Origin of the sequence: Streptomyces sp. NPDC088812, from assembly GCF_044750285.1 — a bacterium.
In the GTDB taxonomy this organism is placed as follows: domain Bacteria; phylum Actinomycetota; class Actinomycetes; order Streptomycetales; family Streptomycetaceae; genus Streptomyces.
Genome location: NZ_JBIVJP010000031.1, coordinates 89,009 through 113,591, shown reverse-complemented (window position 1 = coordinate 113,591; position 24,583 = coordinate 89,009). Strand labels below are relative to the sequence as shown.

Genomic DNA, 24,583 nt, shown 5'->3' with positions numbered 1-24,583 from the left:
GGGGCGGGGGTGGGGGGGGCGGGGGGGCGGGCTGCCGTGGGGGCGGGCGGCGGCCGGGGCCCGGGGGGGGGGGGTGCGGGGGGCCCGGGGGGGCCGCGCCCGGCGGCGGTCGCCGCCGGGCGCGGCCCGTCGTGGCCACGAGGGCGATCGCCGCCGGCGCCTCACGGCCATCGTGTCGCGCCGCCGGCCCCCGCCCCGGGCCGTCCGCGGTGCGCCGCGGACGGTCAGGACCGTGCCGGGACACCGGACCGGACGCGGGGGTGTCGCAGGTGCAGGCTCCGGTACAGGCAGCGTTGCCGGCCGGGCGAGTCCTCGTAGGGTGTGCGGCCGTGCGAGATCCGGGTGTTGTCGAAGACGATGCCCTGGCCCGCGTCCAGCGTCAGCTGCGTGAAGTACGGGCTGCCCGGTCGCGCGGCGTCGCGCAGGAACCGCACCCCGCGCAGCAGGTCCTCCTCCACCACCTCGTCGGGGACCGCCCAGCGGTCGGTGGCGGTGACGGAGTAGCCGGAGACCAGTCGGCCGTCCTGGACGGCGAAGGCCGGCTGGGCATTGACGTCGGTGGCACCGTTGATGTTCGCCTGCCGGACCAGCACCCCGGGGACGGCCAGGGCGCGCGCGGCCGCGGTGTCGTCGGCGGCGAGCCGGGCGAACGCGGCGGAGGCGTTGAACAGCGTGGTGTGCCCGCCGCGAGCCGCCGGGAACTCGCACAGCAGCAGTGACGCCTTGATGTGACCGATGGGCTGGAGCGTTCCGTCGCAGTGCAGTTCCTGGCCGACGGTCCGCCCGAAGGACGGGTGGTCGGCGTCGGCGGTGCCGGCGTTGGCTGCGGCGGAGATCCGCGACACCGGTGCGGGTGTCTTGCCACCGCGCCGGTAGAGATCGGGGACGAAGGGCTCGCCCAGGTCGAACGAGCGGGTGAGCCGGAGCAGCGCGTGCGGGGTGACGGGTTCGTCGTCCACCTGGACGATCGCGAAGCCGTGCCGTTCGTAGCGCTCGACCGCCCCGGCCGCCCCCTGGGCGTCGACGGCCGACGCCGTGCGCACGGGGACGGGATCGCCGGGGATGTCCTCGAAGGTGGTGGTCACCGACTTGGCGGCGGTCAGCAACAGGTCGGCGTCGACAGGTCCGGACATGGGACGGGGCTCCTTGCTGCGGCAGCGGCCGCGCGACTCGGGCGGATTCACAGGACGTCGTGGATCAGGGGCCGGGCGGCGGGAGGCTCTGCCGCGATGGTGAAGGCGGATCCGGTCAGAGCGACGGCGACGGCCGGGTCGGCGTCGGTGTAGTGGATCTCGGCCAGGGGGTCGCCGGCCCGGACCGGGTCGCCGACCCGCCGCCGCAGGACCACTCCGGCGGCGTGGTCCAGGGCGGCACCCCGCACCAGCCGTCCGGCGCCGACGCGGAGCGCCGCCGTGCCGATCACGACCGGTTCCACGGCGGCGACCCAGCCCGACCGGTCCGCGCTGACGACGGCCCGCCGCGGGGCCGTGGGCAGCAGGCCGGGCTCCCGCAGCACCCGGACGTCCGCTCCCTGGGCGCCGGCCCAGCGCAGGAACAGTTCGTGTGCGGCTCCGCTGTCGAGGGCGTGCGCGACGCGCCGGTCGGCCGCGTCGTCGGTGAGCTCCGGCTCCGCGTTCTGCAGCATCAGCCGGGCCAGCGCACGGCTGAGCTCCGACAGGCCCGGCACCTGCTCACCCCGTAGCGCCGCGAGTGCTTCCCTGACCTCCAGGGCGTTGCCGACCGCGTGGCCGAGGGGCTGGCTCATGTCGGTGAGCACGGCACGGCAGCGCAGGCCGAAGGCCCTGGCGAGGTCCGCCATGACCGCCGCCAGCCGCACGCTCGACGCGTGGTCGGGGAGCAGCGCTCCGGCGCCGGTCTTCACGTCCAGCAGCAGCCCGTGGGCGCCGACGGCGACCTTCTTGCTGATGATGCTGGCGGCGATCAGCGGGATGCTGCCCACCGTGGCCGTGGCGTCGCGCAGGCCGTACACCGCCTGGTCGCCCGGGGCCAGTTCCTCGCTCTGGCCGGTGATGACCATGCCGACCTCGTCCAGCAGGGAGCGCACCTCGGCGGCGCCGAGGTCGAGCCGCAGCCCGTCGACGGACTCGAGTTTGTCGAGGGTGCCGCCGGCGTGTCCGAGTCCCCGCCCGCTCATCTTGGCGACGGCGACGCCGCAGGCGGCCACCAGGGGAACGACGACCAGGGTCACCTTGTCCCCGACGCCTCCGGTGCTGTGCTTGTCCAGCACGGTCCGGCCCGGCCCGCCGAGCCCCAGGCGCTTTCCGCCCACCACGAAGGCGCGGGTCAGCGCGAGCGTCTCCTCGAGGTCGAGGTCCCGGCAGGCGACCGTGGCCAGCCAGGCCGCCATCTGGTAGTCCGGGATCCGTCCGGCGACGTGGTCGGCGACCACGCCTTCGATCTGCTCGGGGTCGAGCGCCTGCCCGGCGCGCTTGCGGGTGATGGAGTCGAGAACCCGGGCGGAGGCGCCGGCCCAGGTCATGCGGCGGCCTCGGTCACCGTGCGCTCCAGCCGGCCGGCGAGCTCGTCGATGCCCTGGTCGTCGATGGTCAGCGGCGGCACGGCCATGAAGGCCTCGCCGGGCTGTCGGAGCAGCAGTCCGTTCTCCCTGGCGCGCAGCACCAGTCCTGTGGCGGCCTCCGGCGAGGACGTCTCCACCACCAGGACGAGCCCCGTTCCCCGTACGTCGGTCACCTCGCCGACGCCGATCAGCGGGGTGAGCCGGTCGCGCAGGACGGCTCCGTGGCGCTCGGCGCGTTCGGCGAGCTGCTCCTTCTCCAGGACGTCCAGGGTGGCCAGGGCCGCGGCGCAGGCCACCGGGTGGCCGGAGGTGGTGTGGCCGTAGCGGACCCCGCCGATGACCGGGTCGAGGGCGAAGGTGTCGTGGACGCGCTGGTGGACGGTGACGGCTGCGATGGGGACCGAGCCGCCGCTCAGCCCCTTGCTCGTGACGAGGATGTCCGGGGGTGCGTCCTCGTGCTGGAAGGCGAAGATCCGGCCGGTCCGGCCGAACCCGGTGAAGACCTCGTCCAGGACCAGCAGGGTTCCGGCGGTGTCGCACACCTCGCGCAGCGCCCGCAGGAAACCGGGCGGCAGGACGATGCCGCCGCCGACGTTGAGGAAGGGTTCGACCAGCACGGCCATCGGCGGGTCGTCCGGGTCGTCGCCGATGGCCCGTTCGAAGGCTTCGAGCAGGGGGGCGAGGGCGTGCGGCCGGTGGAGTTCGCGCGGCGGGAGCGGGAGGTCGACGTGGGTGACCGGCAGCGGGGCGACGAAGCCGTGGGTGATCCGCGGCAGTCCGGACAGGGTGCGGTTGGCCAGGGTCGAACCGTGGTAGCCGCGACGGAAGCTGACGACCCGTTTGCGCGGACGGCCGGTGTTCTCCCAGTAGCCCGCGGCGATCGTGAGGGCGGCCTCCAGCCCTTCGGAGCCGCTGTTGACGAAGAGCGTCTTCGCGAAGGCGTCGGGCAGGTACGAGGAGAGCCTCTCGGCGAGGAGGCCGACCGGTTCGTGGCTGGCGATCGACAGGTCGAACTGGTGGAGCCGGTCGAGCTGGCGGTGGATGGCCTGCTCGACGTGGGGATGCCGGTATCCGGTCGTGGTGTTGAGCGAGGTGGCGTCGATGTACTCCTTGCCGTGGAGGTCGCGTACGCGGTAGCCGTCGCCGTGCACGAGGGTCAGTTCGGAGCGGTCGGCCGCGAGGGGTGACCAGGGGTGCCAGACGTGGCGCCGGTCACGCTCCCGGATCCGCTCCCGGTCCGCCGCCGTCTCCGGGATGCCGGTGCCGTGGCGGTGCGGTGCCGGGGTGCCGGTGCCGTGGCGGTGCGGTGCCGGGGTGCCGGTGCCGTGGCGGTGCGGTGCCGGGGTGCCGGTGCCGTGGCGATGCGGTGCCGGGCTGTCCGTCGTCATGGGGTGTGCCTCCGTCAACTCGTCGGCCGGTCGCGGGAATCCCGCAGCAGGAGGTCGTAAGGGGGATCGGAAAGCAGGTAGAAGTGGTCCCCGCCCGGGACGGTCCGTTCCTGGAAGGTGCCGGTGGTCAGGTCGCTCCACGGCCGGCGGTCGGCGTCCGGATCGGCGTCGCCGACGATCGAGGTCACGGGGCAGTCCAGTCGCGGCAGGGGCCGGAAGTCGCGGGCGTGGGACCGGAACATCTGTCCGTCCGCTCGGAGGTAGGGCAGCACCAGTTCCCGGAAGAGGGGATCCCGCGCCAGTCCGGGGTCGGTGCCCCCGAGGTGCAGGAGGCGCGCGGTGAGGGATTCCTCGTCCTCGTCGGCGGCGTCGTCGGCCTCGGGCTCCGGGAGGGGGGCGTTGCGGGAGCCGGAGGCGTAGAGGTGGGCGGGGACGACGCCCCGGGCCTGAAGCTCCCTGGCCGTCTCCAGTGCCACCACCGCGCCCATGCTGTGCCCGAAGAGGAGCAGCGGCCGGTCGGCCAGCCGCTCGAGGGCGTCGGCGATCTCACGGGCGAGCCGCCGCAGGTCGGTGCGGGGTTCCTCCTCGATGCGCTCGGCCCGCCCGGGGTAGGAGACCGCGTGGACCTCCAGGTCGGGCAGGTGCCGGCCCCAGTCACGGTAGAAGGCGGCGGACCCGCCGGCGTGCGGGAAGCACACGAGCCGTCGCCCGGCCGCCGGGCGCGGGTCCGCGCAGCGCAGCCAGGTCTCCTGGATGCCGGTCACCGCGGGCCGCTCCCGTCGGTGTCCGCGGACCGCCGCGACCGCGCCGCCCGGGCACGGCGGGCGGACGGGCCGTCGGCGGGGGCGGCGTCCGGTGACCGGTCACCGGAGCGGGCGTCCTGGGGCCGTTCCCGCGCGGCGCGGATCACTTCGGCCTGCGCGGACACCGTGGTGTGCCGGAAGAGGGCGACCACGGAGGGCCGTACACCCGTGTGCCGTTCCAGGGCGTCCTGGAGCTGGAACATGGTGAGCGACTGGCCGCCCGCGTCGAAGAAGTTGACGTCGGCGGGCGGAGCCGCGTGCACCTTCAGGACCTCGGCCCACGCGGCGGCCACCTGTGCCGTGAGGTCCGCGTCCGACGGCCGCCCCGCGACGGCCGGCGCGGGTGCCGGGCGGGCGGGCGCGGAGGGCCCGGGGGTGAGCGTGGCCGCCAGTTTCCGCAGCCGCTCCCGGTCGGCCTTGCCGTTGACGGTGAGCGGCAGGCCGTCGAGCACCTGGACGCTGCTCGGCACCATGACCGCCGGCAGACGGTCCGCCACCCGCGCGCGCAGGGCGACGGCGTCGGTGCCGGGGGGTGCGGCGACGAAGGCCGTCAGCCGGGTGTGCTCGTCGTCGGCCACCACCACCGCGTCCCGTACTTCCGGAGCGGAGCGCAGGGCGGCCTCGACGGCGCCGAGTTCCACCCGGTGGCCGCGGATCTTCAGCTGGTGGTCGCGGCGGCCGAGGAAGTCGAGCGTGTCCCCGGCGTTCCACCGGACGAGGTCGCCGGTGGCGTACATCCGGCCGCCGTCCGCTCCGGCGAAGGGGTCGTCGAAGAAGGCCCGTGCCGTGGCGTCGGGGCGCCCGAAGTAGCCGCGGGTCACCCCCGGACCGGCGATGTACAGCTCGCCCTGGACGCCCGGCGGGACCGGCCGGCGCAGTTCGTCGAGCACGTAGAGCCGGGCGCCCGGGACGGGCCGGCCGATGGACACCGGGCCGGGGCCGTCGAAGCGGTGGTAGCTGGCCCAGACGGTCGCCTCGGTCGGCCCGTACTCGTTGACCAGGGCCACCTGCTGCCGGTGCAGGGCGAAGTGACGGTGCACCAGGGGCTCGGAGAGGGGCTCGCCCGCGGTGATCACGGTGTCGAGGGAGCGCAGCCGTCGTGTTCCGGCGCGCTCGGCGGCGTCGAGCAGGACGCCGTAGAGCGAGGGCACGCACAGGAGCGTGGTCACCCGGTGGCGTTCGATCAGTGCGACCAGTCGCTCCGGGTCACGGACCTCGTCGGTCGTGGCCACGACGAGTCGGCCGCCGGTGGTCAGGGTGCCCCACAGCCCGGCCACGGAGGAGTCGAAGGCGAGCGGTGAGACGAGCAGGAAGACCGGGGAGCCCGGGTAGACGGTGCGCCGCGCGCTGGTGGAGGCGGCCAGTTGGCCGTGTTCCACCAGGACTCCCTTGGGCTCGCCGGTGCTCCCCGACGTGTAGATCAGGTACGCGGGGTCCTCCGCGGTCGTGGGGACGGCCGGTGGCGTACCGGCCGGATCGCGGGTGCCGGGCGGTGGCTCGGCGTCGTCGGCCCGGAGGAGCGGCAGCCCCAGGCCGGCCGCCTTGTCGCGGGTGGTGGCGGTGACGACGACGGCGGTGACGCCGGCGTCGGCCAGCACCTCGGCGATCCGCCGTTCGGGGTGGGCCGGGTCGACGGGGACGTATGCCGCGCCCGCCGCCAGGACGCCGAGCACGGCGGCCACGGCCGCGGCGGAGGGCTCGGCGATCAGTCCGACCCGGCTGCCGCGTCCCACGCCCGCCTCGGTGAGCCGGGAGGCGATCCGGGCGGACCAGGCGAGCAGTTCCCGGTAGCTGATCGCCCGGCCGGCGCTGTGCACGGCGATGTTCCGCGGCCGGGAGCGTGCGATCCGGGCGACCAGCCGGTGCACCGGTACCTCGGCGTCCGTCACGGGCCCGCCCCGGCTTCCGGGTGATGGTTCCGTCGACGTCTCGTGGTCGGCGGTCTCCGGCCGCGGCGGTGCTTCGTTCCGGTCCGGCAGCAGCATCAGCAGTTCCTCCCGTTGTTCGCCAGTGCGGTCCTTCGGCCCATGGCGGATGTCGGCGGCGTGCGGGCGAGGACGTCTCAGAGCGGGGGCGCGGGGTCCGTCGACGGACCCGGCCGTCGTCCGATCAGGTCGCGGACGAGCGCGGTCTGCCGGGCCAGGGTGCGGCCGCTCAGCATGGCGCGGATCGGGGCCTGGATCCCGAACTCCTGGTTGACCCTCCGCACCAGACGGGTGATCAGCAGCGAGTCACCGCCCAGGTGGAAGAAGTCCGCCTCCTCGCCCGGATCGTCGTGGCCGAGCAACTCGGACCACAGGGCGGCGAGCCGGACGGCGGGGTCGGTGGCGGGGGGTGGCGCGGGGGGCGGTGCGGGGGGTGTGTCCGCGGAGGGGGCTCCTTCGCCGGCCGTGCGGATGGGAGAGGCGTCTTCGCCTCCTCTGCGGATCTGCTCCGCGAAGGCCGGTGTCCCCGAGGTGTGCGGCAGGGCGGGAAGGGGCTGCGCGTCGGTGCGCGGGGCCGCTTCGGGGGCGAGCCACCTGCGGCCGGCGAAGGGGTAGCCGGGCAGGTGCAGCCGCTGTCCGCCCGCGCACAGTCGCGCCGCGTCGACGGGCTGCCCGAGGGTCCAGAGCGTGCCCAGGGACCGCAGGACCTCTTCCGCCGGGCGGGAGGTGCGGGCCGGGGACAGCGGGACGGTGTGCAGGCCCGCGGCCTCGGCCAGGGCCGACAGCGTGCGCCGCGGCCCGACCTCGACGACCACGGCGTCCGGGTGGTGGTCCGCCGTCACGGTCAGGCAGTCGGCGAACCGCACCGGCCGGCGGGCCTGTTCGACGAAGTGGTCCGCCTCGACGGCCTCGTCGGCCCCCACCAGGCGCCCGGTGGCGTTCGAGGCGAAGGGCAGGGCCGGGCGGTGCAGCCGGATGTCCGGGAAAGCGGCGGCCAGCGGTTCCAGGGCGGGCTCGACGAGGGACGAGTGGAACGCCCTGTCGGTCCGCAGCGGCCGGGCGTGGACACGGTCCGCGAGCCAGGTACGGAAGTCCCGCACGGCCTGGGGCGATCCGGCCACCACGGTGCTGCCGGGGCCGTTGACGGCCGCGACCTCCAGCCCGCCCCCGAACGCCGCCACCAGGTCCCTGGCCGCCGTCTCGTCGCAGCCGAGTCCGAGCATGGCACCCGGTGGGCACTCCTGCATGGCCCGTCCTCGTGCGGTGACGATCCGGGCGGCGTCGGGCAGGTCGAGCACTCCGGCGACGCAGGCCGCGGTGAGCTCCCCCAGGCTGTGCCCCACCAGCGCGGCGGGGGTGATGCCCAGTGCGCGCAGCGCGGTGGCCGCCGCGTACCCGACGGCGAAGAGCGCCGGCTGCGCCCACTCCGTCGGCGTGAGTCCGGGCTCTCCCGCGGGCGGGCGGTCTTCGAGCAGTGCCGGGCGCAGGCGGTCGGCGAGTGCCGGCTCGTAGGCGGCGAGGCAGGCGTCCAGCGCCGCGGCGAAGCCGGGCAGCGCGTCGGCCAGCGGCCGGGCCATGCCCGGGTACTGGGATCCCTGCCCCGGGAACAGCAGGACGACGGGTGCGGGCCCGGAGTCGGGACGGCGTCCGCGGACCGGGCCTCGGCTCGTGGCGAGCCGTTCCGCGACCTCGGCGGACGTGCGGCCGGTCACGGCGAGGCGTTCGGGCAGGGCGGCCCGTCCCGCGGCGAGCGTGGCGGACACGTCCGTGAGGCCGGGGGACAGGTGCGTCAGATGACGCCGCAGGCGGTCGGCCGACCGGGTCAGGGCGCCGGGGTCGGCGGCCGAGAGCAGGACGAGCCGGTCCCCGGCCGGCCGGACGGGGCGGGCGGGCCGGGGCTTCGGCGCCTGTTCGACGATCACATGGGCGTTGGTGCCGCCGATCCCGAACGCGCTCACCCCGGCCCGCCTGGGGTCGGGGCCTGTCCAGGGCGCTTCCGCGGGGGGCACGAAGAGCGGTGACCCGTCCGTCTCCAGCAGGGGGTTGAGCCGTTCGAAGCCCGCCACGGGAGGCACCACCCCCTCCTTCACCACCATCAGGGCCTTGACGAGGGCGGCGACGCCCGCCGCGTTGTCCAGGTGGCCGACGTTGGCCTTGAGGGCCCCTACCGCCACCTGGCCGGGCCGTGCTCCGAGGCCCCCGAGGGCGGCGGACGCCGCGGACCACTCGATGGGGTCACCGACCCTCGTCCCGGTCGCGTGCGCCTCCAGGTAGCCGATCGAGGCGGCGTCCACGTCCGCCGTGCGCAGCGCCGCCCGGATGACGGCCTCCTGCCCCGCGGCCGACGGAGCGTAGAAGCCCGCCTTCGCCGAGGCGTCGTTGTTGATCGCCGTGCCGAGGATCACCCCGTGGGGATCGGATCCGTCGGCCAGGGCGTCGGCCAGCCGGCGGAGCACGACCGCGACCACACCGGAGCCGGCGACCACGCCGTCGGCACTCGCGTCGAAGGGGCGGCACCGGCCGGTGGCCGAGTGGATGCCGCCCGGTATGTGCAGCCGCCCCGCCTGGGGGAAGGGCACCCCGGCACCGACCACCACGGCCTGCTCGCAGTCGCCGTCGAGCAGTCCCTGCACGGCGAGGTGGACGGCCACCAGGGAGGAGGAGCAGGCGGTCCGGACGGCCAGCGCCGGGCCGCGCAGGCCGAGTCGGTACGCGATGAGGCCCGCGACGAAGTCGGGTTCCGTGCCGTGCAGCGCGTCCTCGAGGGTCAGGTCGTCGAGGGCGCCGCCCGCGAGCATCGCGCGCAGGTAGCCGCTGGGGCTCGCGGTGGCGTACACACCGGTCCTCGGGGTGCCGCCCGAGGGGTCGGTCCCCGCGTCCTCCAGGGCGGTCCACGCCGCCTCCAGCATCAGCCGGTGCTGGGGGTCCGTCATCTCGGCCTCGCGCGGGCTGACCCGGAACAGCGTGTGGTCGAAACGGTCGGCGTCCGCGAGGTGGCCGTGGACGGGTACGTAGTCCGGGTCGTCGAGCAGGTTCTTGGGCACCCCGGCCGCGATGAGCTCGTCGCGCTCGTACCGGCGGGTGAGCACCCGGCCCTCGCGCACGGCCGACCACCACTCGGAGAGGTCCGGTACGCCGGGGAACCGGGCGGCGATGCCGGTCACGGCGATGTCCAGGGAACGGTCGCGGGCCATCTCACCCCTTGCGTCAGACGCTGCTTCCTCCGGCATGTTGCCAGAGCCGTGCAGCATGTGCCAACCTCTTGGCAATAATTGCCAACCCGTTGCCACTCCGGTGTCGTGCCGAGGAGAGGGGAAATGGTGTGCGATCGAACCCGAGCGCGATCCGGGAGAACCCGGCCCCGCACCCCGGCGAGGGCCTCCACGAGACGGTCGCCCGCAGAGCGGCCCTGCACCCCGGCGCGGTCGCCCTCGTCACGGACGGGGGCCGGACGACCTACGGTGAGCTGGACCGCACGGCCGACGCCTGGGCCGCGCAGCTCACCGCGGCCGGGGTCGCCCCGTCCCGGCTGGTTCCCGTCCTGCTGCCCAGGAGCCCCGAGCTGGTCACCGCGGTGCTCGCGATCCTCAAGTCGGGGGCCGCGTACGCCCTCCTGGACCGGTCCTGGCCCGACGCCCGGCTCCACGAGATGTTCCGGGCGCTGGACGCCCCCCTCCTCGTGAGCGCGGACCCCGCCGACCACCGGTACGGACTGCCCCTCTGGCCGCCTCCGACCGGGCCGGTCGCGCGGCGGACCGGCTTCCGGCCCGTGAGCGTGGCCGGCTCCGCGCCGGCCTGCGTCTTCTTCACCTCCGGCACCACCGGAGCGCCCAAGGCGGTCCTCTCCCCCCACCGGGCGACGGCCCGCCTCTTCCCGGCGGACGGCTCCGCCCGGTTCACCGCCGCCGCGGTGATGCCGCTCGCCGCTCCGGTGTCGTGGGACGCCTTCTCCCTGGAGCTGTGGTCCGTGCTGCTCAACGGCGGGACGTCGGTCGTCGTCGACGAGCCCTATCTGTCCGCGGAGTCCCTGCGCGGTGCCGTGGGCCGGCACGGCGTGGACACGGTCTGGCTCACGAGCAGCCTCTTCAACATGATCGTGGAGGAGGACCTGGACGCGTTCACCGGGCTCGGCCAGGTCATGACCGGCGGTGAGCGCCTGTCCCCCGGTCATGTCGGCCGATTCCTGGAGCGGCACCCCACGGTCGGGCTCCTCAACGGCTACGGCCCCGTGGAGAGCACCGTCTTCGCCACCACGCACCGCGTCACCCGGGCGGACTGCCGGGCCCCCGACGGCATCCCCCTCGGCCGTCCGGCCCCCGGCACGGCAGTCCACGTCCTGGCCGGGGACCGGCCCTGCCCGCCGGGCGAGACCGGCGAGATCTGCGTCGCGGGCCCCGGGCTGGCCCTGGGTTACCTGGGGGATCCGGCTCTCACCGAGGCGAAGTTCGCCGAGGTGCGGATCGACGGCCGGACGACGCGCGTCTACCGCACCGGCGACCTCGGGTTCTGGGGGACGGACGGGCTGCTGCGCTTCCGCGGCCGGGCCGACCGCCAGATCAAGATCCACGGTCACCGGGTCGAACCCGCCGAAGTGGAACAGCAGGTGCGGCGGCTGCTGCCGGAGGTGCGGGACTGCCGGGTGCTGGCCCGGCCGGACGCCACCGGCACCTCACGGGAACTCGTGGCGTTCTGCGTACCGGTCAGCACCGGCGACCCGCTCGCGGCCGCCCCGGCCGTGCTGCGCTCCGGCCTGGTCGGCTATCAGCGGCCCGCCGCGGTGGTGAGCGTCGACGCGTTTCCCGTGACGGCCCGCGGCAAGCTCGACGAGCGCGCCCTGCTCGCCCTGGCCCCGCCCGCCCGCGCTCCCGTGCCCCTCGCCGGCGGCGAGGACGGGACCCGCGAGGGCGACGCGCCGCACCGGAACGGACAACGGTCCACCGACCCGCTGCGGCGCCTGGTGGCCGACGCCTTCCGTTCCGTGCTCGGCCGGGCGGACGTTCCGGAACAGGTGCCCTTCACGGAACTGGGCGGTGACTCGCTGGGGGCCGGCCGGGTGTGCGCCCGGCTCACCGCGCGGCTCGGCCGTCCGGTCCCGGTCTCCCGGATGTACGCCCGTCCGACGGTCGCCTCGCTCGCCGACTGGCTCGCCGGCACGGCGCACCTCGGGCCCGCCCCGGAGGACTCCGCCTCCGAGGACGTACCGCTGACCCCCATGCAACTGGTGTACCTGACGCGGCACTTGGTGCAGCCGGCCGACCGGACCTCGCACTCCCTGCTCACCTGGACGATCGAGGGAGAACTCGACCGGGCCGCCCTGGGGTCGGCCGTCGCCGCCGTGCACCGTGCGCACCAGGCGCTCGCCGCCGCCTATCTGCCGGATCCGCACCCCAGGGCCCGGCTCGCCGGGGCACCTGCTCCCCCTCCGGTCGTGCTCGGCGCGCGGCCCTCCGTGGCGGACGCCGTCCGCGCGGTGCGCGAGGAGCTGTCGGGCCCGCTGGAACCGACCGAGGGGCGGGTGTGGCGGACGGCGCTGGTGCCCGTGGCGGACGCGTCGGTGACGGTGTTCGGGTGCGTGGTGCACCACATCGCCTTCGACGGCTGGTCCGAGTCCGTGCTCGCCCGCTCCCTGGGCATCGCCTACCGTCACGCGCTCGGGGTCTCCCCGCCCGAGGATCCGCCCCCCTCGGTGCGGGCCGTCCACCGGGCCCACCGCGAACGCCTCGCGCACACCGATCAGACGGGTCAGTACGCGGCCGTGCGCTCCGAGGTGACGGGCGTACCCGAGCTCCACTGGCCGTCCGGGCCGACGGAGGCCGCGTCCGCCGGCCCGCGCGAGCTGGTGGTGACGGTACCGCCGGGCGTCGTCACGGCGGTGGACTCACTGGCCGCGCGGGCGGGTGCGACCCGGTTCGGTGTCCTGCTGGGGTACTGCGCGAGCAGTCTGGGGGCGGTCACCGGCCAGCGTGACTTCGCGGTGGGGGTCCCGGTGGCGCAGCGCGACCACGATCTGCTGACCCGGTCCGTGGGGTGCCGGATCACCATGGTCCCCGTCCGGATGCGGGGTGCCGCCCTCGACGGCGGCCTCGCGGGGGCGAGGGCCGCCGCGGCCGCCGGCCGGCGTGCCCTGGCCGCCCAGGACGTGCCGATCGACGACCTGCTGCGGCTGGCCGGGCAGCGCCGCAGGGGACGTCCCCCGCTGTTCCAGACGCTCTTCGCACTTCAGGACAATGCCGAACCTCGGCTCGACCTGCCCGGACTGCGCACCACCTTCCTGCGCCTTCCCTACCTGGACCTGCCCCTCGAACTCCACACGGAGCTGTGGCCCGACGAGCGGGGAGGGATGCGGCTGGTCGTCTCCTACCGGCCCGAGGCCGTCCCGGAGGCCGCCGCCCAGGAGTACGTGAAGCACTTCACCCACTGCCTGTACACCACCCCGTCAGGAGCCCGCCCGTGACGGTTTCCCCCCTGTCTCCCGCCCGTCTCACCGATCCCGAGCTGCACTCCGGCGGCGATCCGCACGCCCTGTGGCGCTGGATGCGCGAGCACGAGCCGGTGCACTGGCACGCGCCCGACGACCTGCCGGGCTTCTGGTCACTGACCCGGTACGAGGACGTCAGCACCGTGTACCGCGATCCGCGGGCGTTCAGTTCCGCGGACGGTGTCCTGCTGCGTCCGACCGCCCAGGGCGCCGATCCCGGCGGAGGGCTGACGCTCGCGCTGACCGACCCGCCCCGTCACCGGCAGCTTCGCCTCCTGGTGGCGCGGTGGTTCAGCGAGCGCTCGGCCCGTCAGTGGGAGGAGGCCGTACGGCGGGCGGTGCGCGCGGTCCTCGCCCGGGCGGTCGAGCGCGGTGAGAGCGACGCCGTGCACGACATCTCCGCGCGGCTGACGCTCCATCTCATCGCCGGCCTGATGGGCGTACCGGAGGGGGACCAGGAGGATCTCTTCCGGTGGACCAACGAGGCGTTCGAGGCGGGTACCTCGCTCGTCGCGCACCACGAGACGATGCTGTACTTCCTCGACCTGATGGACCTCCGTACGGCGGAGCCGGCCGACGACCTGGTGAGCGCCCTGGTCCACGGGTCGGTCGACGGCGAGCCGCTGACCGCGGAGGAGGTCCTGCTCAACTGCGAGAACCTGGTGGGAGCCTCGGAGAACGCCCGGCTGTCCATCGCCGGCGGCTTTCTCGCCTTCCTCGAACACCCCGACCAGTGGCAGCGCCTGCGGGACGACCGGCGGCTGCTGCCGACCGCGGTCGAGGAGGTGCTGCGGTGGACGTCCAGCGCGACGCACAGCATGCGTACGGCCACCGCTGCCCGGGTCCTGGGCGGCCGGCGGATCGAGGCGGGTGACCGGGTGGTGCTCTGGGTGCCGTCCGCCAACCGGGACGAGGCGGTCTTCCCCCACGCCGACCGCTTCGACATCGCCCGCCGCCCGAACAGGCACCTCGCGCTCGGCACCGGCGAGCACGTCTGCATCGGCAACGTCATGGCCCGTGCCCAGATGCGGGTCCTGTTCACGGAGCTCCTGGACACCGTGCGCAAATTCGAGCAGTGCGGTCCGTACGTCCCGGTGCGCTCGATCGCCGTCAACGGCCCGGAGCACCTCCCGATACGCCTCCTCGCCTGAGCCCCTACGCCCCGCCCACGCCCGGCCCGCCCGGGCCACCGACACCCACGGAGGATTCATGGCCGACGCGGACACCCCCCGTCCCGTACCGGGAGAGCTGACGGAGGAGCAGCGCCGCACCCTCGACAGGGACGGTTACCTCGTCCTGCCCGACGTCCTGTCGCAGGAGGAGTGCGACCTGCTGAGCAAGGAGACGGACGACATCTGGGAGAGGGAACGGGGCGCCGAACACCAGTACGTCGAGGAGGCCGGCGTCCGTTTCACCGACAATCTGCTGAGGCATTCGACCCTGTTCGAGAGGGTGCTGACGGAGTCGGCCGTCCTGGCCGGGGTCCGCGCCGTGCTGGGCACGGACATCCGCCTCTCGCTGGTCAACGGCCGCCGGGCGGACCCGGGTCACGGCAACCAGCCCCTGCACGACCTGAAGCGGCGGCGGGGGAAGCCGTTCCGCTGGTGCAACACCATCTGGTGCCTGGACCCCTTCACCGACCGGAACGGCACCCGCGTCATCCCGGGCAGTCATCTGGAGGACGAGCGGTTCCTGGCCAGGCTGGAGGACCCGAAGCTGATCCACCCGGACGAACGGACCGTGGTCGCCCCGCGCGGAGCGGTCGTGGTCTTCAACTCGCACCTCATCCACGGCGGCAGCACCAACCGTGAGGACACGGCGCGGCGCTGCATCCACGGATCGTTCGCCGCCGCCGGCGAACCCACCTTCTACAACTGGCACGAGCTGCCACAAACCATCAAGGAGGGCCTCGCGCCCGGCAGTCTGGCCCTGCTCGGCCTGGAACCGGAGCCGAGCCGGCAGGCCTGAACCGCGCAGGCCCTCGCCGCGGTGGACGGGGGCACGACGGCCGGCCTCCGTCACCGGCCCGGCGTCGCGGGCGCGGCTCCCGCGGCACCGGGCCGCCGGCCGGCCGGGCGCTGCCCGAGCGCGGCCGGAAGGAGCCGTGGCGCACGGCGGACCCGGCCGCCCCGAGCCGGGGCCGCCGGGTCGCACCGGAGGGCTCACAGCGGGCGGTAGCCGACTCCCAGTCGGTCCAGCAGCGGGAGCTGCGCGGTCAGCCGGCGCCGGAAGTCGGCGAAGTCCCGCTCGCCGGACGACCAGCCGATCTCGGCGATGGCGGCGAGCCTCGGGAAGGCCCGCCACTCGACCAGCTCCGGTGTCGGCAGGTACTCGCTCCACACCTGGCCCTGGACACCGAGGACCGTGCTCGGCGGCCGGTATCCGTACACCCGGGAGAGCGTCAGCCCGCTGTCGATGGCCAGCGGTTCCCGCGGGCCCTCGGTCTCCGCCCAGTCCAGGTAGGTGTGCTCGTACGGGGCGGCCACCACCCGGTGCCCGGCCCGCACGGCTCCTTCCACCTGGGCCACCGATCGCCAGCCGAAGACGGCCGTGCCGTGCGGCACCCCGCTCTGTACGACCTCGTCCCAGACGGCGGCCCGCCGACCGTACCGTTCCAGGTGCCGCGCCAGCCGGCGGGACCACCAGCCGAGCAACTGCTCCGGGCCCCCGAGGCCTTCGTCGGCGACCCGCCGGTGCGCCTGCGGGCTGGCCGCCCATTCGTCCAGGGGGACCTCGTCGCCCCCGATGTGCACGTAGGTGAAGGGGAAGACGTCGACCAGTTCGTCCAGCACGTCCTCGACGAAGCCGACCGTACGGTCGGAGACGTTGAGGATGTGGCGGGAGATGCCCCATTCGCGCCGGACGGGCAGTGGTCGCGAGGGGGTGTTGCCGAGCCAGGGGTAGGCCGCGATCGCGGCCTGGACGTGCCCCGGGGTGTCGATCTCCGGCATGATCCGCACCCCCAGGCGGGCCGCGTGGTCGACCAGCTCGCGCAGTTCCCGCTGGGTGTAGAAACCGCCGTGCGGGACGTCGTCGGCCCGGCCCTCGGAGAGGTGGCCCGCGGTGGACCCCGCGCGGAAGGCGCCGACCTCGGTCAGGCGCGGGTACTTCAGCACCTCGAAACGCCAGCCCTGGTCGTCGGTGAGGTGCAGATGCAGGGTGTTCAGCTTGTAGAGGGCGAGGAGTTCCACGTACCGGCGCAGGAACGGGAGGGGGTGGCACCACCGCGCGACGTCGAGCAGTGAACCGCGCCAGCCGTACGCCGGCCGGTCCTCGATCTCCACGAACGGCAGGCGGTCGCCGTCGCGCAGTTGGCGGAGCGACTGCACCGCCCAGCGGAGCCCGGCCGCCCGGGCGGCCCGTACCCGCACCCCGTCGTCGGTGACCGTCAGCCGGTATCCCTCGGCCCCCAGCCCGGGATCGTCGACGAGGGCCAGGTCGATCTCGTGTCCGGGGCCGGACAGGCCCAGCAGTTCACGGGCCAGGCCGACGACCGCGGCCGGGCCGCGGACGCCGGTCTGCGCGGTGAGGTGCAGGTGCCCGCCCAGGACGCGCAGCGTCTGCGGCCGTGGGACGAGGGAGGCCACACTCACCGGGCGGCCCGTACCGCACGGCCGGTGCGGACGTGAGCCGCCGACAGCGGCGGTGGCATGCCCGCCGACCGTGGTCTCGGGCCCTTCCCCTCCGGACGGGCGCCGGGGCGTGGGGCCTTGGGCCGGAGGCCGAGTCCGGTTACCGCCCGGTCGCCCTGCGGAGTGCGCGGCTCGCGCTCGTAGGGCCAGTCGATCTCGTCGTCGGATAAGTTCTCAAGAGGCTCGCCGGTCTGAGACTGCTTCCGCAATGCGTATTCCCGTCTCTGTCGAGGATCTTGGCCGTGACAGGGAACGTAGGCTCGAGTCCCAGCAGTTGACAATCGAACCAGATGACTTGCCACGGAATTGCCATAATGTGGCAACATCATGGTCCGGCCTGTTGAGGTCCGGTACCGGGCAAAGGCACCGACCCGTACGGCTCTGACTTGCTATGGGTTGACCCATCTGGCAACCTCCGCAGGTATGGGCATCATGAATCAGCCACAGTTCGGGCAAAAGCTCAAGGCAATGCGTGTGGCGAGCGGGATGACGCAGACCGCCCTCGCGGGCAACGGCATGTCCACGCCGTATCTGTCGCGCCTGGAGTCCGGTGCCCGTCCGCCGACCGAGAAGGCGGTCGCCTACCTCGCTGAGCGGCTCGACGTCCCCCTGGACGCCTTCGCGGAGTCGGAGCAGGGCTCGACGAAGACGGCGGGCACGCGGACGGAGCCCGCCTCACTGGCGTGCGCGCTCGCCGCGGCGGCCTCCGGGCAGGCGCGCGACCTGGAACTCCTCGAGGAGCACGTGGCCGCCGACGAGGGCAAGAACCCGTTCCTGGACTGGCAGGCGCAGTGGATGCTCGCCGACTTCAAGAGGACGACGGGGGACCACGAAGCGGAGCGCGGCTACCTGCGACAGGCCACCGGCCTCAGCGACCGCCTGGCGCTGCCCGAACTCCGGGTGCGGGCCCGCACCCGGCTGGCGCGATGTCTGCGCGCACTGGGCGACAACGAGGAGTCCCGGCTTCTGGCGGCGGAGGCGCTGACGATCGCCCGGGACCATGAACTGACCGTCGCGGACACCGCGGGGACCCTGCTCGTCCTGGTGTCCGCAGAGGTCGAGAGCGGTCGCCTGGCGGACGCCGAGGCGCACGCGGACGAGCTCCTGGCCATGGTCTCGGACGAGACGGGCCCCCTGCCCGTCAAGGCGCTGTGGACCGCCGCCACACTCCATGTCCGTCAGGGGGACCCGGCACAGGCACGGAGCCTCCTCGCGCAGGCCCTCGAACGACTGGACAGCCGTGAGGACCTCGTCCTGTGGGTACGTCTGCGACTCGCCGCCGCCTCGCTCAGCCTCCAGCTGGAGCCGGCGGAGACCGAGGCCGCGGCGGCCTGGCTGGACGAGGCGACACCCGCGGTCCACCTGATCGGCGCTCCCCAGCAGCGCCAGGAACTACGGGCTCTCCGTGCTCATCTGGCCTTCCACGAGGGCCGGACCGCCGATGCCCGTGCCCTCCATGACAGCCTGGTCGACGACCAGGTACTGCTGTCCTTCCGTGACCGGACCCGCCTGGCCATACTGCACAACCGGCTGCTCTTCCACGAGGGGCGGTCGGGCGAAGGCTCCGCCGGGCTCCGCGCACTGGCACAGCAGGCCCAGGTGAGCGCCAGTCTCGACCTGGCGGCCGAGACCTGGCGCATTCTCGCCGAATGCCTGAGCGGCCAGGGCGGCGGGTGACCGGCCAGGTGCGCAGACCACCGGCGTCCCGCCCGTGGCACCGGCCCGGTCGGCGGGCGAGGCGCCCCGCGTCCACCCGGTCCGCGACGGTCCGCGCCCCGGGCTGAACGACGCGCAGCGCCTCGGTGCCGGTGTGCCGGCGCTGCCCGCCGGACAGCCGTGCCTGTTCCCGCGCGCCACGACCGCCTGCGGCCGGCTCGGGACCCCACCTCCCGGGCGCGGCCTGCTGCCGGCGGGCGCACAGCCTGCCACCCCGCCGGTCGGAGACACCTCTCGCTGCGACGACGGCACTGCGGGCGGCGGCCGGTCACGGAGGGCCGGTTCCTGTCAGTTGGGGGCACCGGGCGGAACGGGTAGCAGGACCGTCGTGGCGGCCGGGAGCGGCTCGGAGAGCCGGCAGGTGATGGTGTGCGCCGCTTCCCGCCGCTGGGCGTCCCCGCCGCGCAGGGTCTTCGCCAGGGACCGCAGTGCGTGCCGGACGGCGGCGTCGACCGCGGCGTGCGGGACACCGCCGGCGAGGATCGCGAACAGATGGTGCAACACCGTCCAGCCCGCGGTGCCGGCCACCGCGTCCGCGCCGGTGATCCCGGCGTCCACGGGGTCGTCCCTGAGCCAGGTCGCCGCGAACACCGCCTCCAGGACGTCGGTGACCCCGGGCACCTCCGGATCGACGGAGTGCTGCCAGGCCAGCCGGTTGAGCCGGGTGGGTTCGAACAGCGGCTCGGCCACCACGGACACCGCCGCCGCGACCGCCGCGAGCGGGTCAAAGATCCGCCCGGCCCGGCCGGCGAGGTACTGGTCGGTCGGCTCGTGGCGGATGGCGGGCGGGGTGAGGACGTCCAGCACGGCCGGTGGCAGGGCGAGTTCCTCGGTGCGCAGCAGGGACGCGAGGCGGGCGAGCGCCGCGCGCTGGGCGGCCGCCGCCACGGGCCGGGTGCCCACGTCCGGGTCGCCGGCCCACGTGTAGCCGTAGCGCACCCCGCCCAGCAGCCGTGCCACGGCCTGGGTCTCGTGCCGGTGCAGCAGGTGCAGGAGCGCGGCCCGCTCCTGGAGTTCGCCGCTCTGCCGGTCCGGCGGCACCGCGCCGGTGGTGAACCCGGCGAGGGCGGCCCGCCGCACCTTCAGGATGCGGTCGAGCGCGTCGAGCGCGTCACCGCCGGTGACCCACGGCACGGCGTCGGCGTGCGCGGCGTGCGGGCCGTGCCCGTCCTCGTCGGTGACGTACACCAGGCCGGATTCGGCGGCCGAGCGCCGGAGTCCGGCCAGCGCGGTCTCCTCGTCCCGGCCCGGGAAGCGGCCGTAGGCATGGGTGACGAGGAAGTGGTCCCAGGGGCCGAGTCCCTCCGCGTACGCACCGGACACGTCGATCTCGCCGTCCTCGGTGAGGTCGAGGCGGGCCTGCGGATAGTCCATCACGGACGGCTTCGGGTGGTGGGTGCTGGCGTAGTTGTGCATGAACCCCAGCGCGTGACCGATTTCGTGGGCGGCCAGCTGGCGGAGCCGCGCGAGGACCATCTCCTCGACGGCGGCGAGGCGTTCATCCTGGTCGGGACGTCCGTACGGCGTCAGCAGGGCCTCGCCCAGCGCGCGCACCTGTTCCACCCGCTGGGAGCCGAGCCTGACCCGGCCGACGACGATCTCGCCGGTGCGCGGATCGGTCAGGCCCGCGCCCAGGGACCAGCCCCGGCCGGCGCGGTGCACCCACCACACGGCGTTGACGGCCGGGTCGTGCAGGTCGGCGTCCTCGTCGGCGACTTCGACGCGGAAGGCGTCGGTGAACCCCGCGCTGTCGAATCCCGCCCGCCACCAGTTGCCGCCCTCGACGACGGCCGAGCGCAGGGGCTCGGGTATCGCGGGGTCCACGAGGAAGACGACGGGCCGGCGCACGGGGGTGACGGGTGCCGAGGGGTCGAGTGGCTCCAGACGGAACCGGGGCTGTAGCCGCACCGTGGGGGATTCACCGTCCCCGAGGCGGGCGTGGTCGGCGTGGCCGATGCCGTAGGCGCCGGAGCCCGGGTGGTACCGGCGCGCGGGCAGGGCCGGCTCGGGCAGCGGCAGGACGTGCAGGTGCTGCACGAAGCTCACGGAGCGCGCGTCGGGCACCACCTCGCGCAGGGCGGCGCCGGTGCCGGGGCCGCGCAGGGTGAGCAGGGCGGACAGCCGGGTGCGTCCCTCGCGGGAGAAACTCTGCTCGAGAAGCGGCACGCTGTGGTCCCGGTCGAGCGTGTGCTCGCCCTGCCCGCTCTCCGTCAGGTGGGTGATGAGGTCCTGGTGGTCCGCGACGGCCAGGGTGCCGGCGTCGACGACGACCGCGCCGTCCTCCTCACGCAGGACCGGGGCGCTCCACAGCGCCGACACCGCGAAGGACTCCTCGCCGGCCCGGCGGGCGGCGGCGTCCCCGTGGGCGAGGTGGTGCTTGTTGTGCTGGACGAGCAGGACACGCGGCCCGACGCGCCGGAAGGAGGCGACCCGCACCTTGCCCGGCCGGCCGCGGTCGGGAAGCAGGCGGCTGGTACCGATCCCGGTGCCGAGAGCGGCGATCAGCAGGAACGGCGCGTCGAACCGGCGTACACCGATCAGGAGCCGTTCTCCGGCGGGATCAGGCATGAGGTCGAGCATGGTGGATGCCTTTCTTCTCGTGCGCGGTCGGTGACCCATTGTGGTCGCAGGACCCGTTCTCCGGAGCGGCGCACGACGGAGTGGTCCGGGGCGCGGCGCCATCGACATGCCCAACCCCACATCGACGACGGGGTGTCCACTCCTTCGGCCCCGACGGGCTGCGCATCGGCCGGCCCCCTGCCGGACCGTCCCGCTGATCTCCGGCGACGCCGCTTCCTGAACGGCCCTCGCCAGTCGCCCTCCCTGGGCCCCTCCGGCCATCGACGGCGGCCGGCCTGACGGCGACAACCGGTTCGGCCGTCCCTCCGTCGAGCGGAACCGGGGACGGCTCGGGACACAGCGACGCGGTCAGGACATCGGCCGCGGCATCCTCGCCGCCCGCACGACGCACAGCCGAATTTCGCGTGCGCTGCCGTCGGTGGACGGAGCAGACTCCCTGCATGGTCGACATGCGCGTCTTCCGGGACGAGGTCACACGCTGGGCGGCCGGTGGCTCCGGCGGGCCGGCCGGGGAGCTGGCGGAGCTCCTGGGGGTGCACACGGTGGTCCTGCTGGAAGGGCTGAGCGACCTCGCCGCCGTCGAGGCGCTGGCCGCGGGGCGGGGCCGTGACCTGGCGGACGAGGGGGTGTGCGTGGTGCCGATGGGCGGGGCGATGAGCGTCGGCCGCTACGCGGGGCTCCTCGGGCCGTCCGGTCTCGGCCTGCGCCTGATCGGTCTGTGCGACGAACGCGAGAAGCCCTTCTTCGACCGGGGCCTCGACCCGGCCCGGGCACCGCGCCCGAGCGTCTTCGTCTGCACAGCGGATCTGGAGGACGAGCTCATCCGCGCGCTGGGCCCGGAGCGGGTCGAGCAGATCGTCCGGGCCGAGGACGAGCTGCGCGCCTGGCAGACCTTCGTACAGCAGCCCGCCCAGCACGGCCGGCCCCGGCACCGGCAGCTGCACCGCTTCATGGGCACGAAGAAGGGCCGCAAGATCCGCTACGGCCGCCTCCTGGTCGACGCCCTCGCCCCCGGCCAGGTGCCCGCCCCGCTGAACGACCTCCTCGCCGGCCTGTGACGGTCGGCGCACCGTCTGCCGCGACGGAGTGCCGGTCAGCGGTCCAGCGCGGGCAGGTGCGCCAGGCCGGTCTCGCGCAGGGTGCTGTCGGCACCGATGACGGTCTCGGTCCGGCACGGCAGCAGATCGAGGGGCCGGTACCAGTCGCGCAGTCGCGTCTCCCCGACCTCGTCGGCGATCGGCCGGACGACTTCCCCGAGGCGCTGTTGCCGCGCAGCACGACCAGCCGGGTTTCTTCGGTGCCCACCATCACGGCGGTCACGCTACCGGCGGCCGGTGACCCCCCGGGCGGCTTCGTCACCGCCACTCACACCTCACCAGCCCCACCGGCCCCCTTTCGGGCCCGTCCTGGATCTCCGGTTCAGCCGGCAGGCGGTCGACGCCGCCTCGGACGGCAACCCCCACCGCCCCGGCTACCTCGCCAACCTGGCCGCCGCGCTGGGCACCAGGGTCGAGCACGGCGGCAGCCTGGAGGACGTGCAGGAGGCCGTCGCCACGGCGCAGGCGGCGGACGCCGCGACCGGCGCCGAGCACCCGAACCGTGCCCTCCGGCTCCACACTCTCGGCAACAACCTGGCGCTGCGGGCCGAGCGTCTCGGCGCCGACGCGGACCGGCGTGCGGCGGTGACCGCGTGGCTCGCGGCGGCAGGGCTCGACACGGCGGCGCCGTCGATCCGTATCCGGGCGGCCCGCTCCGCGAGCGCGGCGCTGTCCGGCGTCGACCCCGTGCGGGCGGCGGACGCGGCGGAGCAGGCCGTCCTGCTGCTGCCGAGGCTGACCTCCCTCCGCCTCACGGCCGGGGACCAGCAGCACTCGCTCGGCGCGTTCGCCGGGCTGGCCGGTGAGGCCGCCTCGCTGGTGCTCGCCGGGCCCGGCAGCGACGAGGAACGAGGGCTGCGGGCCCTGCGACTGCTCGAAGCGGGCCGCGGGGTGCTGCTCTCCCACGTCCTCAACACCCGCAGCGACCTCACCGACCTCCAGGCAGCGCATCCCGCCCTGGCCGCCCGGTACCTGGAGCTGCGCGAACTGGTGGAACGGGCCTCCGGCGGGGGGCCGAGCGGAGCGGACACCTCGGGCACCCCGATTAGGCAGACCCACTCCGGCCTGGCCGACCTGCACGAGCTGGCGGTGCGGACCGAGGAAGTACTGGACACCATCCGCAACGAGAGCGGATTCCGCTCCTTCGCCCTGCCGCCCGAGACGGCGGATCTCCTCGCGGAGGCGGCTGACGGACCCCTGGTCGTGTTCAACGTCAGCCGCACGCGCGGTGACGCCCTCCTCCTGCGGCCCGACGGCGTCCGCGCGCTGAGGCTGCCCGGCCTCACGTCGGACCGGGTGACCGAGCAGATCTCCACGTTCCACGAGGCGCTGGGCCGCGAGGGCAGCCCCGAGGAGCGACTGGCGGCGCAGCGCACTCTCCACGGCGTGCTGCGCTGGCTCTGGGACACGGCCGCGGGACCGGTCCTCGACGCGCTGGGGCTGACGAGTCGACACACCGGCGAGAGCCCCGACAGCTGGCCCCGGCTCTGGTGGATACCCGGTGGCCTGCTGGGCTCGTTGCCGCTCCACGCGGCCGGCCACCACACCGACCCGGCGGACGCGCCGGACCGCCGCACGGTCCTGGACCGGGTGGTCTCCTCCTACACGCCGACCGTACGGGCCCTGCGCCGTGCCCGGGAGCGCACGCGGACGTCCGGCACCGCGATGACGACGGAGGGGACGGCCGCCCTGGCCGTGGTCATGCCGACCACTCCCGGCCTGCCCGGCGGCGCGGTCCTCGAGGCGATACCGCAGGAGGTGGCGGCTCTGCGGTCGGTCTGGCCCGACCTGGACGTCCTCGGCGAGGACACGACCGCCGCATCCGGCACGGCGGGGACAGCAGGAACGGCAGGGACAGCGGGAACGGCAGGAACGGCAGGAACGGCAGGGACGGCAGGGACGGCGAGAACGGCAGGGACGGCAGAGAGGGAGCGAGGGACGGGGACGCCCTCCGAACCGCCCACCCGTAGCACGGTCCTGGCCCGTCTCCCCCACTACCAGGTCACCCACTTCGCCTGCCACGCCGACAGCGACCCCACCGACCCGTCCCGGAGCGGCCTGCTGCTGCACGACCACGAGACGGGCAGGCTGACCGTCGCCGCCCTGCGTCCGGTCAGCCTCGACCGGGCGCGGCTGGCCTACCTGTCGGCGTGTCACACCGCGGTCTCCGAGGCCGCCGGCCTCATGGACGAGTCCCTCCATCTCGTCTCGGCGCTGCAACTCGCCGGTTTCCCGCAGGTGATCGGGACACTGTGGCAGGTCAAGGACAAGCCCGCGGCGAATACGGCCGTCTACCCGGCTTCGTCGCCGTCGGAGAACGCCGCTACGACAAGGTCTTCTACATGCTGGACTTCCGCCGGCGAGGCTGACCGCCGCCCCACACGAAGAGCCCGGGGGAGCCCAGGGGAGCCCGGGGGAGCCCCGA

General features: G+C 74.6%; 13 protein-coding genes and 2 pseudogenes. 7 read left to right on the top strand and 8 right to left on the bottom strand.

Going from position 1 to position 24,583, the window contains the following annotated elements; genetic code table 11:
* Positions 1–224: 224 nt before the first annotated feature.
* The 6 genes from ACIP67_RS39205 to ACIP67_RS39180 form a co-directional block, all read right to left on the bottom strand.
* Positions 225–1,133 (bottom strand): TauD/TfdA family dioxygenase, encoded by a 909-nt coding sequence (locus ACIP67_RS39205; protein WP_401698460.1) that lies wholly within the window; start codon positions 1,131–1,133, stop codon positions 225–227.
* A 47-nt stretch (positions 1,134–1,180) separates the two neighbouring features.
* A complete protein-coding gene (locus ACIP67_RS39200; protein ID WP_401698459.1) occupies positions 1,181–2,500 on the bottom strand; it encodes a thymidine phosphorylase in 1,320 nt (439 codons plus the stop codon).
* On the bottom strand, positions 2,497–3,927 hold the full coding sequence (locus ACIP67_RS39195; RefSeq protein ID WP_401698458.1) for an aspartate aminotransferase family protein: 1,431 nt from the start codon (positions 3,925–3,927) through the stop codon (positions 2,497–2,499). The genes ACIP67_RS39200 and ACIP67_RS39195 overlap by 4 nt, the downstream gene beginning before the upstream one ends.
* Positions 3,928–3,941: 14 nt before the next feature.
* Positions 3,942–4,691, bottom strand: coding sequence for a thioesterase II family protein (locus ACIP67_RS39190; protein WP_401698457.1), 750 nt, complete (start codon positions 4,689–4,691; stop codon positions 3,942–3,944).
* Positions 4,688–6,715: a non-ribosomal peptide synthetase gene (locus ACIP67_RS39185; RefSeq protein WP_401698455.1), complete on the bottom strand. Its 2,028-nt coding sequence runs from the start codon at positions 6,713–6,715 to the stop codon at positions 4,688–4,690. The genes ACIP67_RS39190 and ACIP67_RS39185 overlap by 4 nt, the downstream gene beginning before the upstream one ends.
* Positions 6,716–6,792: 77 nt before the next feature.
* The gene (locus ACIP67_RS39180; RefSeq protein ID WP_401698453.1) at positions 6,793–9,849 is read right to left on the bottom strand and encodes a type I polyketide synthase; all 3,057 of its coding nucleotides are present in this window, start codon (positions 9,847–9,849) and stop codon (positions 6,793–6,795) included.
* A gap of 128 nt (positions 9,850–9,977) precedes the next feature.
* Here ACIP67_RS39180 and ACIP67_RS39175 point away from each other — a divergent pair, with 128 nt between their 5' ends.
* Genes ACIP67_RS39175 through ACIP67_RS39165 form a run of 3 tightly spaced genes read left to right on the top strand, consistent with a single transcriptional unit; the run spans position 9,978 to position 15,101 of the window.
* Positions 9,978–13,109, top strand: coding sequence for an amino acid adenylation domain-containing protein (locus ACIP67_RS39175; RefSeq protein WP_401698451.1), 3,132 nt, complete (start codon positions 9,978–9,980; stop codon positions 13,107–13,109).
* Positions 13,106–14,284: a cytochrome P450 gene (locus tag ACIP67_RS39170; RefSeq protein WP_401698449.1), complete on the top strand. Its 1,179-nt coding sequence runs from the start codon at positions 13,106–13,108 to the stop codon at positions 14,282–14,284. Before ACIP67_RS39175 ends, ACIP67_RS39170 begins: the two co-directional genes overlap by 4 nt.
* Before the next feature lie 58 nt (positions 14,285–14,342).
* On the top strand, positions 14,343–15,101 hold the full coding sequence (locus tag ACIP67_RS39165) for a phytanoyl-CoA dioxygenase family protein (protein ID WP_401698448.1): 759 nt from the start codon (positions 14,343–14,345) through the stop codon (positions 15,099–15,101).
* 194 nt (positions 15,102–15,295) lie between these two features.
* Here the strand turns inward: ACIP67_RS39165 and ACIP67_RS39160 are convergent, their stop codons facing one another.
* Positions 15,296–16,726: a beta-N-acetylhexosaminidase gene (locus ACIP67_RS39160; protein WP_401698447.1), complete on the bottom strand. Its 1,431-nt coding sequence runs from the start codon at positions 16,724–16,726 to the stop codon at positions 15,296–15,298.
* Between the two features lie 462 nt (positions 16,727–17,188).
* On the opposite strand from ACIP67_RS39160, the gene ACIP67_RS39155 reads away from it, so the two are divergent.
* Entirely contained in the window at positions 17,189–18,442 is a 1,254-nt protein-coding gene (locus ACIP67_RS39155) for a helix-turn-helix domain-containing protein (protein ID WP_401698445.1), read from the top strand.
* A 327-nt stretch (positions 18,443–18,769) separates the two neighbouring features.
* On the opposite strand, the gene ACIP67_RS39150 is transcribed toward ACIP67_RS39155, so the two are convergent.
* The gene (locus ACIP67_RS39150) at positions 18,770–21,049 is read right to left on the bottom strand and encodes a zinc-dependent metalloprotease (protein ID WP_401698443.1); all 2,280 of its coding nucleotides are present in this window, start codon (positions 21,047–21,049) and stop codon (positions 18,770–18,772) included.
* Positions 21,050–21,501: 452 nt separating this feature from the next.
* On the opposite strand from ACIP67_RS39150, the gene ACIP67_RS39145 reads away from it, so the two are divergent.
* The 3 genes and pseudogenes from ACIP67_RS39145 to ACIP67_RS39135 all read left to right on the top strand — a co-directional run.
* Positions 21,502–22,119, top strand: coding sequence for a TOPRIM nucleotidyl transferase/hydrolase domain-containing protein (locus tag ACIP67_RS39145; protein WP_401698442.1), 618 nt, complete (start codon positions 21,502–21,504; stop codon positions 22,117–22,119).
* 96 nt (positions 22,120–22,215) lie between these two features.
* Positions 22,216–24,378, top strand: a pseudogene (locus ACIP67_RS39140) (CHAT domain-containing protein); the annotation flags it as partial.
* A gap of 59 nt (positions 24,379–24,437) precedes the next feature.
* Positions 24,438–24,527: pseudogene (locus ACIP67_RS39135) on the top strand (GNAT family N-acetyltransferase); the annotation flags it as partial.
* Positions 24,528–24,583 lie beyond the last annotated feature (56 nt).